Source organism: Cyanobacterium aponinum PCC 10605 (genome assembly GCF_000317675.1).
Classification (GTDB): domain Bacteria; phylum Cyanobacteriota; class Cyanobacteriia; order Cyanobacteriales; family Cyanobacteriaceae; genus PCC-10605.
On record NC_019776.1, the window covers coordinates 285,508 to 298,695 of the forward strand.

Consider the following 13,188-nt stretch of genomic DNA (forward strand, 5'->3'; position numbering starts at 1 on the left):
TAGGAAGATATAATTTTGATTGAAATATAAGTCCAAATCTGAGATCTTACACCTTAAGAAAAACATCTCGGTTTTCAGATTTCAGGTTGCTGGTTTTCAGCTAAGAAAAAAGAATTAATTTTAAACTATTTCACAAAACAATCTTAATTATTGCCTTAACCCTCAAAATAGTCAAAAATCATCAAACCAGACATTTATAATCTGTGATACCTTTTACTTAGTTTTTATGTATTGGTGCAAGATGTGAGTTAATTATAACCTCAGTTTGGTTTAATAATATTGGATAAGGGTAAGTGTCAAGAATGGGGGGATGAGGAGATGAGGAGAGAGGGAGAAGTAGGGGCGAATGGCCATTCGCCCCTACAGGAGTTTAGGGTTTTTAATCCTTAATTCTTAATTTTTAATTTCACTATTCACTCATAGATGAAAATTTATCCCAAACTCAGATTCATACAAGCTATTTTTGAGAAAAGTTAGTCATTACATCTGGTAGCATTTCTGTGTTAATACTTGCCCCTGAAAGATGATGTTCATATATTTCCGAAACAGGTAAATTTTCCCCAGAAACATGACCTTGAGGGTCTTCGTTAGGTAACAATTTCAGTAAAGGTAAGGGTAATAAAGTAGATAAATTTGTTATTAGTAAAAGTAACCAAAGACGATCAAAATTAGTTTCCGTCACTCCCAACCACTGGGTTAATAATGCCCCTAATTCATGGGAAAGTAAGCCCCCTAAATTCCAAATAGACATTAACAAAGCAAAGAAACTCGCCTCAATTCCTTCTGGGCATAATCTTGCGGATAAAACAAGTACGGGCATAAAGGCAATTTGCCCCATCACTGTTAAAACAAGACTATCTCCTAAACTAAACCAATGATCATCTATACCCCACTGGCGATTAAGATGAGTCACTAAAATTAGGCTAGTCATGCCGAGAAGAGAAGATAAAACCACACTCCAACCAAGTATTACCCGAAAAGAAATTTGTTTAAGCCATTGTTGATAGCACCATATTCCAATTAATGAGGCTAAACTGGTTATCAGTCTGATTCTACCCAAAAACTCAGGGGTAAATCCTAACTCATTAGTACTGAAAAAGAAAAATGCAGAATCAGCACTAGGAGTCATTTGCCAGAGAAAGACAAAGATAACAGGATATAAAATGGTTTTTTGTTTGAAAGTATGCCATATTTGCTTAATTTGTTCTTTAAAATCTCCTATATCCTTTTTTTCAACAACAGGTTGCTCAATAATTAATCCTGCAATCCCCACAACTAAAAGAGGAAAACAAGCGGTAATTAAAAACACCTGAGAGTTACTAAAATGTTCTAGCAATAATCCACTAAAATAAGCAGTGATTAAACCCCCAATGGCAGAAAAACCCCATGTAACTGATTGTAGTGAACCAGCTTGGGCAACAGATTCAGATTTTGCCCTTTCCACTACTACCGAATCAACAATGACATCACTAATAGCCACCGACAAAGATGTACATAAAATTGCAATAATTGCCCCTGTTAAGTTATTCACAATGGTAGCTAAACTTAACCATGCGATCGCACCTAAAACTCCAGAAAGGAGTAAATAACTACGACGACGATAACCAAAAATAGGCTTCCCATCGCTCAAAAAACCAATAACAGGCTTGGTTATCCAAGGAATAGCCGCTATTCCCATTAAAGCTGACACTTGAGCAGGAGAAAGCAGTAAATCATCCTTGAGAAAAAAACTAACCGCCAATCGTGCCAATCCTAAAATACCTTGGACAAAATAAACCGTCAGAATAGCGAATAATTCGGGTGTTAACTTATTTCCAAATAATATTTTCGACTCGATAAATTCTCTTAAATTTTTTAACCAATATGTGTTGATGAACATTAAGAATTATAACAGTATCTTGACATTTCCATGATAGGCTACTTTTTGACAACTCAGCAGAATTTAAGGACTGGGAGCAAAGTTAAAAGTACAAAGGGTAAACCCCCCTTTATCCCCCATCCCCTAACACCTGCAACCTGACACCTGTCACTTCTTTCTGAACCCTGAACTCCCCAACACCCTAATCCTATTAGCTATTGACATCAAGAATACGAGAAGTGGTAAAACGATTCATCCATTGTTCAAGATATTGACGATTGGCTAATTTTTCTTTAGGATTTTCTGTGGTTAAGGGATAGGGGGCTAACCCTTGCAATGCCGCCGTAGTTACGCAATACATTGACTTTTGAAAGCTAATACAGATTTTGACTAATAAATCATCTTCCTGCCGAGGGGTTTGACGATAAAATTCATGGAGATAATCGGGGATAAAATGACGCATATCTTGCATTAAAAGAGTGGGAGGAATACCTGCACTACCTACAGGGAGAGGATCGGCATAAAGTGCGCCATAATTAAAAGAGCCTTGATCTGAGGGGATTTGATTGGCTTGAGCATTATAAGAAATTGTGCCTAAAAATGGTGTGCCTCGGAAAAATACTGCTTCCACATAGGGTACTGCTGTATCCATCAGAAATGTTAATCCTGCGGATTCTGGAATTAATTGATAAGTTTTCCCTTTTATCTCCACCGCATAGGTAATGGGTTTATTTGCTGATTCTACTAACCCATCGAGAATATGTTTTACTACATCACTAATAGATTCTATCTCTCCATTATCATAACGATCCGATAAAGATAAGAACATATCACTCATTACTCGCCAAAATTGCCCTAAAGCAGAGTAATAAGCTAACATTTTCACTTGTTCGGGCAAAAATTCAGGAAAAAGACCATTAAGACTCGAAACTAATAGATTTCCTTTTATTTTAGCTGCGATCGCATCTTGACAGTAACGATTAAACTCAGGAGAATCTAAATAATCATCTAACTTGCCTCCTCCATGCCATAACATTCCTCGCATACAATATTCTGCATATTCATAATTAATGCGATCGTGCCACCAGTGACGAAAAAGTTTATTCCACGAAAATTGACCGTCAAAGTATTTAAAAAAAGGAAATAAGACAAGAAATTGATTCTCTGCAATATAATTAAGATTAATAGAATAACGATCTAAAACCACTCCATAGGATTTGAGAATACCTACAACTTCAATTAAATTATCGGGGGAATTTTTTAATAAAGCCTTACCACTTTCTAAACGATGAATATATTTTGCTAAAGGATGTTTAGAGGGTTGAAGAGGTGTCGTTACCATAATTATAAGTTAGTTTGCATATAAGTTGACTGGTGAGCAAAGGGTAAGGGGCAAAGGGCAAAGGTGAAAAATTAAGAATTAAGAATTAAAAATTCCGAACACTCATTACTACTCATTACTTGTTTCTCCCTCTCCCCTTATCTCCCCAACACCCTAAAACTCCTAACCCCGAACTCTGAACTTTGAACTCAAATATAGACCTTTTTTGTTCGTCTATTTTACCGTTTAGAAAATCTGTAGTAAACTACAAAATTCCTTTTTTAGCCCAATTTTAGACTAAAAGCCTAACGGCAAGGCTGTTACCTAATTGTGTTACTCAGTTTCCTTTTCCCACTTTTAGGATACTTAATAAAAAGGATTTACGCTTATTGCTACCAATTTCATATGAAATTATACACTTTTCTACAGATTGATTTCAACTGTTTTAACTCCACTTTAGACCTGTTGCAAAATTGAAAATTATTGAGAAAATAAAAGCAACCCTTGAATTTATCTTTTAAAGCAAATGAAACTTAATACTGACACAGTACAAATTCTTAACCAAGATTTACTGATTTCTGCTTATTTAGCCCAACCTGATTCTAGTGAAGAATTACCTGCCGTTATTGTGGTTCAAGAGATTTTTGGAGTCAATGATCACATTCAAGATATTACCCGTCGTATTGCTAATGAGGGATACATTGCTATTGCCCCCGCCATTTATCAACGTCAAGCCCCTAATTTCACCGCCGGTTATACTCCTGAAGATGTAAAAATCGGTCGAGAATATAAAAATCAAACTAAAGCCGACGAACTACTAAGTGATATTCAAGCAACCATTAATTTTCTTTATCAATTACCCAGAGTAAAAAAAACAGGAGTGGGTGCAATTGGTTTTTGTTTTGGTGGTCATGTTACATATTTAACCGCAATTCTTCCAGAAATTAAAGCTACAGCATCGTTTTATGGAGCAGGGATCGCTAATTGGTGTCCGGGGTCAAATGTGCCTACCATTGCCAGAACTAAGGACATTAAGGGCAAAATATACTGTTTCTTTGGCGAAAAAGATGCTAGTATCCCCCCTGAACAAGTAACACAAATTGAATCGGAACTACAAAAATATCAAATACCTCATCAAATTTTCCGCTATGGAGAAGCTGAACATGGTTTTATGTGCGATCGCCGCTCAAGTTATCATCAAGAATCGGCACAAGATGCTTGGGAAAAGGCATTAGAACTTTTTAAGACCACTTTATAATCAATTTCATAATTCCTGTTTTATTCTCAAATGTTTATTGATATTTTTCTTTTCAATCTTGTTTTAGAAAAATAAAACCCGACACCTGAAACCTGCCCTTATCGGATATTTTTAAGCCGAGCTGAGGTTAATTAATAATGTCTGACAAAAAAAAAGAATCCCAACCCTTTCTACCTAAAATAGTCCGCCGTTTTCAAAAAACCCTCTCTTCTTTCATAAATGCGATCGCAGAAGCGATTACTTCTTCTGTCCATATACCCGAAATTGCGATCGGACCTATTATTGGGTCTTTAATAACAGCTATTACCACTTTAATTATAGGATTAGTAACCATATCTAATATTTTCAGCGAACAGTTTTTATATCGCCCTCTACAAATTCAGGATAATAACGCCAATTACACCCTAGAATTAGCCCGTTATCAACAAACTATTTTGACTGATTATCTAAATCATGCCACCCAATTAACCCTTGATTATCCCCTCTGGAAATTACAGCAAAATCCTTACTTATTAAGAAGTTTAACTCAAACCGTATTAAAAGAAATTGATGGGGAAAGAAAACGATATATCATTATGTTTTTAAAAGATAGTTTTTTCCTAAATTCTCCCTCTCAAGAACCTCCCTCCCTACTTAAAGAAGCGGATTTAACCGAAGCCAATTTAAGCAAATTAGATTTAACTGCTAGTAACTTTTCTGGTAGTAATCTGAGCAAGGCAAATTTAAGCCATACCAACTTTCATAAAAGTAATTTAAAAAATGCTAATTTAAACAATGCCAACCTTACCAATGCAGACTTAAGAGGTGCAAACCTAAGCAAGATAGAAGCGACTAACACCAATTTCACTAATGCTTGTTACGATGTTTTTACTCAATTTGATTCTAATTTTGATCCCATTAAAGCTAATATGCAACAGATAGATTCTTTTAGTAACTGCCCTTATATCAAAGATGTAAGTGAAAATTCAAATAAAAAATCAACAAAGAATTAGCTTTATTTTCGATATTAGTCGTATAATGATTTGTATTATACAAAAACAGTAAAAATACTATTGCTTTGAGCCGAGACGATTAAAAGTGTTTGCACTTAGACTAGGAAAAAAACAAACTTTACTGTAAAATAGTATATTTGGGTCTAAATATAAAAATATATATAAGGAGAAATTAGTAAATATGGCTCGATATACAGGTCCTCGTTTGAGGGTAGTACGTCGCTTGGGAGATTTACCCGGTTTAACTCGTAAAAATGCTCGTCGCTCTTATCCCCCCGGACAACACGGACAAAATCGCCGTAAACGCTCTGAATATGCCATTCGTTTGGAAGAAAAGCAAAAACTCCGTTATAACTATGGTGTAAGTGAGAAACAGTTAGTTCGTTACGTGAAAAAAGCTCGTCGTGTAACTGGTTCTACTGGTTTAGTGTTGTTGCAATTGCTAGAAATGCGTCTTGACAACACCGTTTTCCGTCTTGGTATGGCTCCTACTATTCCCTCTGCTCGTCAGTTGGTTAATCATGGACATATCATGGTTAATGGTCAAGTAGTGGATATTGCTAGTTATCAATGTCGCCCCGGTGATATAATTTCCGTCAGAAATAGAGACAAATCTACCAATATTGTCAAAACCAATTTACTTAACCCCGGTTTGGCGAATCTTCCCAGTCACTTAGAATTTGATAAAGATAATCTCACCGGTAAAGTTAATGGTGTGATTGAAAGAGAATGGGTGGCTTTAAATATTAATGAACTACTCGTTATTGAGTACTACTCTCGTAAGGCTTAATTTGTTTTGGTGTTGGTGTTTTAGCCCATCAACATTGAATGAATTAAATCGAATAGGTGAAAGGCAAATAGACAGATACTATTTCTGGGAAAACCTCAGGCTAGAAGTCCTAATGATTGGCTGTCTTAATTTTTGCGTTGTTAAACTATTAACTCAAGCTAACTAGCCTCTCATCTAATTTCTTCCTCTCTTTAACTCTCCATATTTATTATCCCTTTTGACATTGAGGGCAAAAATGACTCGATCGCCCTCCTAATTTTATTTTTTCGATTATATTAGAACATATACGGCAGGGTTGCCCTTTACGACCATAAACCCATGCTTTTCCGCCATAGTTACCGTTAACCCCAGTAATGTGGAGAAAATCACTAAATGTTGTTCCCCCAGATGCGATCGCAGTTTCTAACACCTCCAAAATAGCAGAGTGTAACCTTTCTATTTGGGATGAAGACAAATCACAGGCAAGGGTTTGAGGATGAATATTACTGACAAATAACGCCTCATCAGCATAAATATTACCAATACCCGCTACAATACCTTGATCTAAAAGCACCGTTTTAATCGGGCGACGACACCGTTTTAATTTATCCTGAAAATAAGTAACGGAAAATTGAGCGTCAAAAGGCTCATAACCCAACTTTTGCAAACCAGTGATAATAGAATCGGGGGCAACATCTTGATTAACTAACCACACCTTGCCAAAAGTCCTCGTATCCACAAAACGTAACTCTTGATTATCAGCAAAAAAGAATCTTACCCTTGTATGTTTCTGCAAAGGAGAATCTTGTTTAACCCATAATAACTGCCCTGTCATCCTCAAATGGACTCCTAAGTAACCTTCGGATAATTGGGCTAATAAATACTTTCCTCTCCGATGCCATTGTAAAATCTTTTGTGACTTAACTTCCTGTACAAATGTAGAGTCAGAATCAGGAAAAGCCACACTACGAGACAGCAAGACATCTGCCCCCATAATAACAAGTCCCGAGGTCACATAATTGAGACCCCGACACACAGTTTCTACTTCAGGTAATTCAGGCATGATAAGCGCCTTAGTAATTAAAAGAAAGAACGCAACTAGCTTACTTTTTCGCAGGTGCTGCGACTTCTTCTAGTTCATGCTCGGCAAAATTATTGGTATTAACTCCAGTAGCACTACCACTAAAGCCGTTATAGTTAACTTTATCAAAACGAACGATAACAGGGTAAAGAATACCGCTTTTATCAACACTTGCAACAGTACCTACATCTTTGTACCAGTAGGACTCTTTGCGTAAAATTCTTACTTTTGAACCACGTTGAATTGCCATAAAAATATTTTTTCTCAAAATTACTATTAAATAAAAGGTTACTACTTGTTTGTACCGATGACATCAATTTTTACTTTAAGTTTTGTTAAGAAAAACACTATTTCATAAGGAATTAATGAAATATGAGCCTCTAGCCTCCAGTTATAGCCTAATTTTATGCAATTTTGGTCTTAAATTGAAAATAGATAAAAAATTCTAAGCGAGCGAGAAAAATGCAATCAAATTTAACAAAAGTGTTATATAGACTTCCTGCTGATTACAATATCTGAGTTAGAAGTAAAACCCATTGCTAAAGGGATAAAACTATTGAAAAAAAATAAATCCTACCATAGATAAAAATTAATATATCGATGTTCTAATAAAAAAATCGTTATGACAAAATGAGAATAAAAACTCGTACCTTTATTATTTTGAATAGTGTAAAAAAATAATTGAAAAGAATAACTAATTAATTATTATATTTAGGACTTATACAAAATAATTAGAAACTATAAACAAGCCCTTTCATTTACGCAATAAAACGAACAAGATAAATCTTGAAAATAAGTAAAAATTCTCTATTCTCCTCCCATCTCCTTTTCCCAATTACCTAAATCTCCGCCCTAAGATGAAACAAAAGGTAAATAATCATTGACAATAGGAAAAAAGACTTAACAATTCTTTATAATGGAAAGAACAAAATAAATGGTTATTAAGAGAGTAACTCCCTGTATCAGTTGTCATGAAGTTTTATTCAAAACAACAGGGAATAGGGAATAAGGTTCAGCAGTGGTTGCAATAATTACAAGATGATATTAAAAACATCTTAACTATTGCCTCTTGACTGTTACCTATTGCCTCTGGTAAAGAGGGATAACCAACATGAGGTAATATAACGAATCTCAGTATGCAAGGTCAAGATACAATGACAAACTATAATGTTAATGATATGAATAATAACAATTTAACTCTTTTTCAAGGGCAACCTTGGTTAGTGGAAGAAAGAGATGCTTGTGGTGTGGGTTTTATTGCCTATCAAAATGATCAAAAATCTCATAAATTAGTGAAACAGGCTTTAAATGCCTTACACTGTATGGAACATCGCGGGGGATGTAGTGCGGACAGAGATACTGGTGATGGTTCAGGGATTATGACTGGTATCCCCCATAAAATATTTCAACAATGGTTTGCAGAGAATGATATAGTAATGCCTCCTGCGGAAGAATGGGGGGTAGGAATGGTATTTTTACCTCAAGATGAGAAAGAAGCGGAAGAAGGGCGTAAATATGTCGAGGAAATGGTTGCAGTAGAAAGCCTTAAAACCCTCGGATGGCGTGAAGTGCCTATCAATCCTGATGTATTAGGACAACAAGCAAGGGAAAATCAACCCCGTATTGAGCAGATTATCGTTACTTCTGATGAAAAACATTATAAAGGGGATGAACTCGATCGCCGTCTTTATGTAGCACGTTCCAGAGTAGGCAAAAAATTGACTGATGATTTTTATATTTGTTCTTTTTCCTGCCGTACCATTGTTTATAAAGGCTTAGTAAGAGGAGAAGTATTAGGGCAATTTTATCAAGATTTAACTAATCCTGAATACGAAAGCCGTTTTGCGGTATATCATCGTCGTTTTAGCACCAATACTATGCCCAAATGGCCCTTCGCTCAACCTATGCGTATCTTAGGGCATAACGGAGAAATTAACACTCTCATCGGTAACATTAATTGGATGAGTGTCAGGGAAGCTAATTTAGAATTACCTGGATGGACAAAAGAAGAGTTTGACGGGGTTACTCCCATTGTCAACATGGCAAATAGTGACTCTTATAACCTCGATAGTTCATTAGAATTATTGGTTCGTACAGGTCGCAGTATTCCCGAATCCTTAATGATTCTTGTACCTGAAGCCTACGAAAATCAACCAGAATTAGAAAAATATCCTCAGATTCTCGACTTTTATCGTTATTATAGCGGACTAAAAGAACCTTGGGATGGTCCTGCGTTATTGGCATTCAGTGAAGGTAAAACCGTTGGTGCTTGTCTCGATCGCAATGGCTTACGTCCTGCTCGTTATGCTATCACAAAAGATGGCTATGTGGTAGTAGGTTCAGAAACAGGAGTTGTTGACTTAGACGAATCAGAAATCATCGAAAAAGGTAAACTAGGACCTGGTCAGATGATTGTGGTGGATTTGGAACAGAATAAAGTCCTCAAAAACTGGGAAATCAAACAAGAAATTGCATCCCAAAAACCTTATGGGCAGTGGTTGAAAGAATATCGCCTACATTTAGATAGACAAGCCCTCACCCCCAACCTCTCTCCCACAGGCGAGGAGGGAAATGTGAAACAGGCTTCTAGCCTGTCTGACAACAACTTAGTACAACAACAGACAGCCTTCGGTTATACCCTCGAAGATGTAGAAATGATCATTACCGCTATGGCACGGGATGGAAAAGAGCCTACATTCTGTATGGGTGACGATATTCCTTTAGCGGTGTTATCCGATAAGCCTCGTTTATTGTACGACTACTTTAAACAACGTTTCGCCCAAGTTACCAACCCTCCCATTGATCCTTTACGGGAAAGTTTGGTAATGTCGTTACAGATGCACTTAGGAGAAAGAGGCAATTTATTACATATCGAACCAAAAAACGCCCATACTTTGGTAATTGATTCTCCTGTGTTGTCAGAATCTGACTTAAGTTTTATCAAAAAATCTGACTTTGCTACCGTTGAATTATCTACCCTCTTCGCTATCAGCGATGGACCAGACGGGTTAAAATTAGCTTTAGAAAGATTATGTAATGAAGCTACCAAAGCAGTTAATCAGGGGCATCAAATCATCATTTTGAGCGATCGCACTCCCCTCACCCCCAAACCTCACCCCCCGCCCCTCTCCTAAAAGGAGAGGGTAGCCCCACAGGCGAGGGGAGAATAAATGGTGAATATTCTTATATTCCCCCTCTCCTTGCTATAGGTGCAGTGCATCAACATTTAATCAAAGAAGGATTAAGACTTAAAACATCTCTCATTGCTGATACTGCTCAGTGTTGGAGTACCCATCATTACGCTTGTCTCATTGGTTTTGGTGCGTCTGCCGTTTGCCCTTACCTTACCTTACAAACCGTATCCGCTTGGTGGCGTGACGAGAAAACTCAGAAATTGATGGAAAATGAAAAAATTGAGCGTATTTCTGAGGAAGAAGCCTTAAATAACTATCGTAAATCTATAGAAGCTGGATTACTCAAAATCCTGTCAAAAATGGGTATTTCTCTCTTGGCTTCCTATCACGGTGCGCAGATTTTTGAATGTATCGGTTTAGGTGCAGATGTGATGGAATTGGCTTTCAGAGGCACAACTAGCCGTGTGGGTGGTTTAAACTTACAAGAAGTAGCTAACGAAATCATTTCTTTCCATCAAAAAGCCTTCCCTGAGTTACAAGCCAAAAAATTAGAAAATTACGGCTATGTGAACTATAAAAAAGGTGGCGAATATCACATGAATTCCCCCGAAATGGCAAAAACCTTACATAAAGCTGTATCTGCTTATGGCACTGAGGAAGGTTATGATCATTATGAATGGTATCGCAAATATCTGCAAGAGCGCCCCGTTACTGCTTTAAGAGATTTATTAGAGTTTAAGTCTGATAAAAATTCTATCTCTATCGATGATGTCGAGCCTGTAGAAGACATTGTCAAACGCTTTTGTACCGGGGGGATGTCTTTGGGTGCATTAAGCCAAGAAGCCCACGAAACCCTCGCTATAGCCATGAATCGTATCGGTGGTAAGTCCAATTCTGGGGAAGGTGGAGAAGATCCTAACCGTTATAATATTATTGATGAAGTGGACGAAAATGGTAAAAGTCCTTTATTCCCTCATCTCAAAGGTTTACAAAAAGGCGATCGCGCTGCTTCTGCTATCAAACAAATTGCGTCTGGTCGTTTTGGTGTCACTCCTGAGTATTTAATGAGCGGTGAACAACTGGAAATCAAGATGGCACAAGGGGCTAAACCCGGTGAAGGAGGACAATTACCCGGCAAGAAAGTGAGCCAGTATATTGCGATGTTACGCCGTTCTAAACCCGGTGTTACTCTCATTTCTCCTCCTCCTCACCATGACATATACTCCATTGAGGATTTAGCCCAATTAATCCACGATTTACATCAGATTAACCCCTCTGCTAAGGTATCCGTTAAATTAGTGGCAGAAATCGGTATCGGTACGATCGCCGCCGGTGTAGCTAAAGCCAATGCGGATGTAATCCAAATTTCTGGTCATGATGGTGGTACAGGTGCATCTCCTTTAAGTTCCATTAAACACGCTGGTTGCCCCTGGGAATTGGGCGTAACTGAAGTTCATCGCACCCTATTAGAAAACCAATTACGCGATCGAGTTTTACTCCGTGCCGATGGTGGCTTAAAAACAGGTTGGGATATTGTCATGGCGGCGTTAATGGGTGCAGAAGAATATGGTTTCGGTAGTATTGCCATGATTGCAGAGGGTTGTATTATGGCTCGTGTTTGCCACACCAATCAATGCCCTGTAGGTGTCGCTACTCAACAAGAGCGTTTACGTCAGCGTTTCTCTGGTGTGCCGGGGGATGTGGTTAATTTCTTCTATTTTGTAGCGGAAGAAGTGCGATCGATTCTCGCTAAATTGGGTTATCGTAGTTTAGATGAAGTTATCGGACGTGCGGATTTATTAACCTATCGTCAAGATGCAAAACTCACTAAAACAAAAGCCTTGATTCTCGATTGTTTAACCAATCTTCCTGACACGAAAACTAACCGTGACTGGTTGAAACAGGTCGATACCCATACTAACGGTCATGTTTTAGATGATGAAATTTTAGCAGATTCTAACATCATAGATGCGATCGAATCTCATGGTAATATAACCAAAGAAATTAAGATTATTAATACTGATCGTTCCGTAGGAGCAAGAATAGCAGGAGTTATCGCTAAAAAACACGGAGATTTAGGCTTTAATGGTCAACTAAACCTCAATTTCAAAGGTTATGCAGGACAAAGTTTCGGTGCTTTCAACATTCAAGGCATGAATATTCACCTCGAAGGGGAAGCCAATGATTATGTTGGTAAAGGTATGAATGGAGGTGCGATCGTCATTGTACCACCTTCTGAATGTACTTTTGAGGCTTCTGATAACGTCATTTTAGGCAATACCTGCTTATACGGTGCAACGGGTGGTGAATTATACGCCAATGGACGAGCTGGAGAGCGTTTTGGAGTGCGTAACTCTAAAGCGACAGCCGTAATTGAGGGTGCAGGAGATCACTGTTGCGAATATATGACAGGAGGCTTAATCGTCGTCTTAGGAAATGTTGGACGTAACGTGGGTGCAGGTATGACAGGAGGCTTAGGCTATTTCCTCGATGAAGAGGGCAATTTTGAGGCAAAAGTTAACCCTGAAATTGTCAAAATTCAGCGTATTTGCACAGAGGAAGGTGAGGCACAATTAAAAGAATTAATCACTAATCATGTGGCAAAAACAGGTAGTAAAAAAGGTCAATTAATCTTAGATAATTGGGCCAATTATGTACCGAAATTCTGGCAAGTTGTTCCTCCTTCGGAAGCGGAAACTCCTGAAGTTAAAGCTCAAAAAGAGTTAACAACGGTGTAATTTAATTTGATTGCGGTGGGGATGGGTTGAACAATGT

The 13,188-nt window shown here is 37.6% G+C and carries 7 protein-coding genes and 1 pseudogene; 4 read left to right on the top strand and 4 right to left on the bottom strand.

Going from position 1 to position 13,188, the window contains the following annotated elements; translation table 11 throughout:
* Positions 1–457 precede the first annotated feature (457 nt).
* Both CYAN10605_RS01170 and CYAN10605_RS01175 read right to left on the bottom strand, forming a co-directional pair.
* Positions 458–1,879 carry a folate/biopterin family MFS transporter gene (locus CYAN10605_RS01170; protein ID WP_015218113.1) on the bottom strand — a complete coding sequence of 474 codons (1,422 nt, stop codon included), beginning with the start codon at positions 1,877–1,879 and terminating at the stop codon, positions 458–460.
* A gap of 190 nt (positions 1,880–2,069) precedes the next feature.
* Positions 2,070–3,200 carry a CO2 hydration protein gene (locus tag CYAN10605_RS01175; RefSeq protein ID WP_015218114.1) on the bottom strand — a complete coding sequence of 377 codons (1,131 nt, stop codon included), beginning with the start codon at positions 3,198–3,200 and terminating at the stop codon, positions 2,070–2,072.
* 505 nt (positions 3,201–3,705) lie between these two features.
* Between CYAN10605_RS01175 and CYAN10605_RS01180 the strand changes: the two genes are divergently transcribed.
* From CYAN10605_RS01180 to rpsD, 3 genes are all read left to right on the top strand, one after another.
* The gene (locus tag CYAN10605_RS01180) at positions 3,706–4,437 is read left to right on the top strand and encodes a dienelactone hydrolase family protein (RefSeq protein WP_015218115.1); all 732 of its coding nucleotides are present in this window, start codon (positions 3,706–3,708) and stop codon (positions 4,435–4,437) included.
* A gap of 137 nt (positions 4,438–4,574) precedes the next feature.
* The gene (locus tag CYAN10605_RS01185; RefSeq protein WP_015218116.1) at positions 4,575–5,429 is read left to right on the top strand and encodes a pentapeptide repeat-containing protein; all 855 of its coding nucleotides are present in this window, start codon (positions 4,575–4,577) and stop codon (positions 5,427–5,429) included.
* A gap of 181 nt (positions 5,430–5,610) precedes the next feature.
* Complete coding sequence (gene rpsD / locus CYAN10605_RS01190; RefSeq protein WP_015218117.1) at positions 5,611–6,219, top strand: 30S ribosomal protein S4; 609 nt, start codon at positions 5,611–5,613, stop codon at positions 6,217–6,219.
* A 208-nt stretch (positions 6,220–6,427) separates the two neighbouring features.
* On the opposite strand, the gene CYAN10605_RS01195 is transcribed toward rpsD, so the two are convergent.
* Together CYAN10605_RS01195 and CYAN10605_RS01200 are read right to left on the bottom strand one after the other, a co-directional pair.
* The gene (locus CYAN10605_RS01195; protein ID WP_015218118.1) at positions 6,428–7,261 is read right to left on the bottom strand and encodes a DNA-formamidopyrimidine glycosylase; all 834 of its coding nucleotides are present in this window, start codon (positions 7,259–7,261) and stop codon (positions 6,428–6,430) included.
* A 40-nt stretch (positions 7,262–7,301) separates the two neighbouring features.
* Positions 7,302–7,529: a photosystem I reaction center subunit IV gene (locus CYAN10605_RS01200; protein WP_015218119.1), complete on the bottom strand. Its 228-nt coding sequence runs from the start codon at positions 7,527–7,529 to the stop codon at positions 7,302–7,304.
* A gap of 886 nt (positions 7,530–8,415) precedes the next feature.
* On the opposite strand from CYAN10605_RS01200, the pseudogene gltB reads away from it, so the two are divergent.
* Positions 8,416–13,151 (top strand): annotated as a pseudogene (gene gltB, locus CYAN10605_RS01205) (glutamate synthase large subunit).
* Positions 13,152–13,188 lie beyond the last annotated feature (37 nt).

What these genes read in the sequence shown, in the direction of transcription:
- CYAN10605_RS01170 (WP_015218113.1), bottom strand. Translation starts at nt 1,879, where the DNA reads ATGTTCATCAACACATATTGGTTAAAAAATTTAAGAGAATTTATCGAG.
- CYAN10605_RS01175 (WP_015218114.1), bottom strand. Translation starts at nt 3,200, where the DNA reads ATGGTAACGACACCTCTTCAACCCTCTAAACATCCTTTAGCAAAATAT.
- CYAN10605_RS01180 (WP_015218115.1), top strand. Translation starts at nt 3,706, where the DNA reads ATGAAACTTAATACTGACACAGTACAAATTCTTAACCAAGATTTACTG.
- CYAN10605_RS01185 (WP_015218116.1), top strand. Translation starts at nt 4,575, where the DNA reads ATGTCTGACAAAAAAAAAGAATCCCAACCCTTTCTACCTAAAATAGTC.
- rpsD (WP_015218117.1), top strand. Translation starts at nt 5,611, where the DNA reads ATGGCTCGATATACAGGTCCTCGTTTGAGGGTAGTACGTCGCTTGGGA.
- CYAN10605_RS01195 (WP_015218118.1), bottom strand. Translation starts at nt 7,261, where the DNA reads ATGCCTGAATTACCTGAAGTAGAAACTGTGTGTCGGGGTCTCAATTAT.
- CYAN10605_RS01200 (WP_015218119.1), bottom strand. Translation starts at nt 7,529, where the DNA reads ATGGCAATTCAACGTGGTTCAAAAGTAAGAATTTTACGCAAAGAGTCC.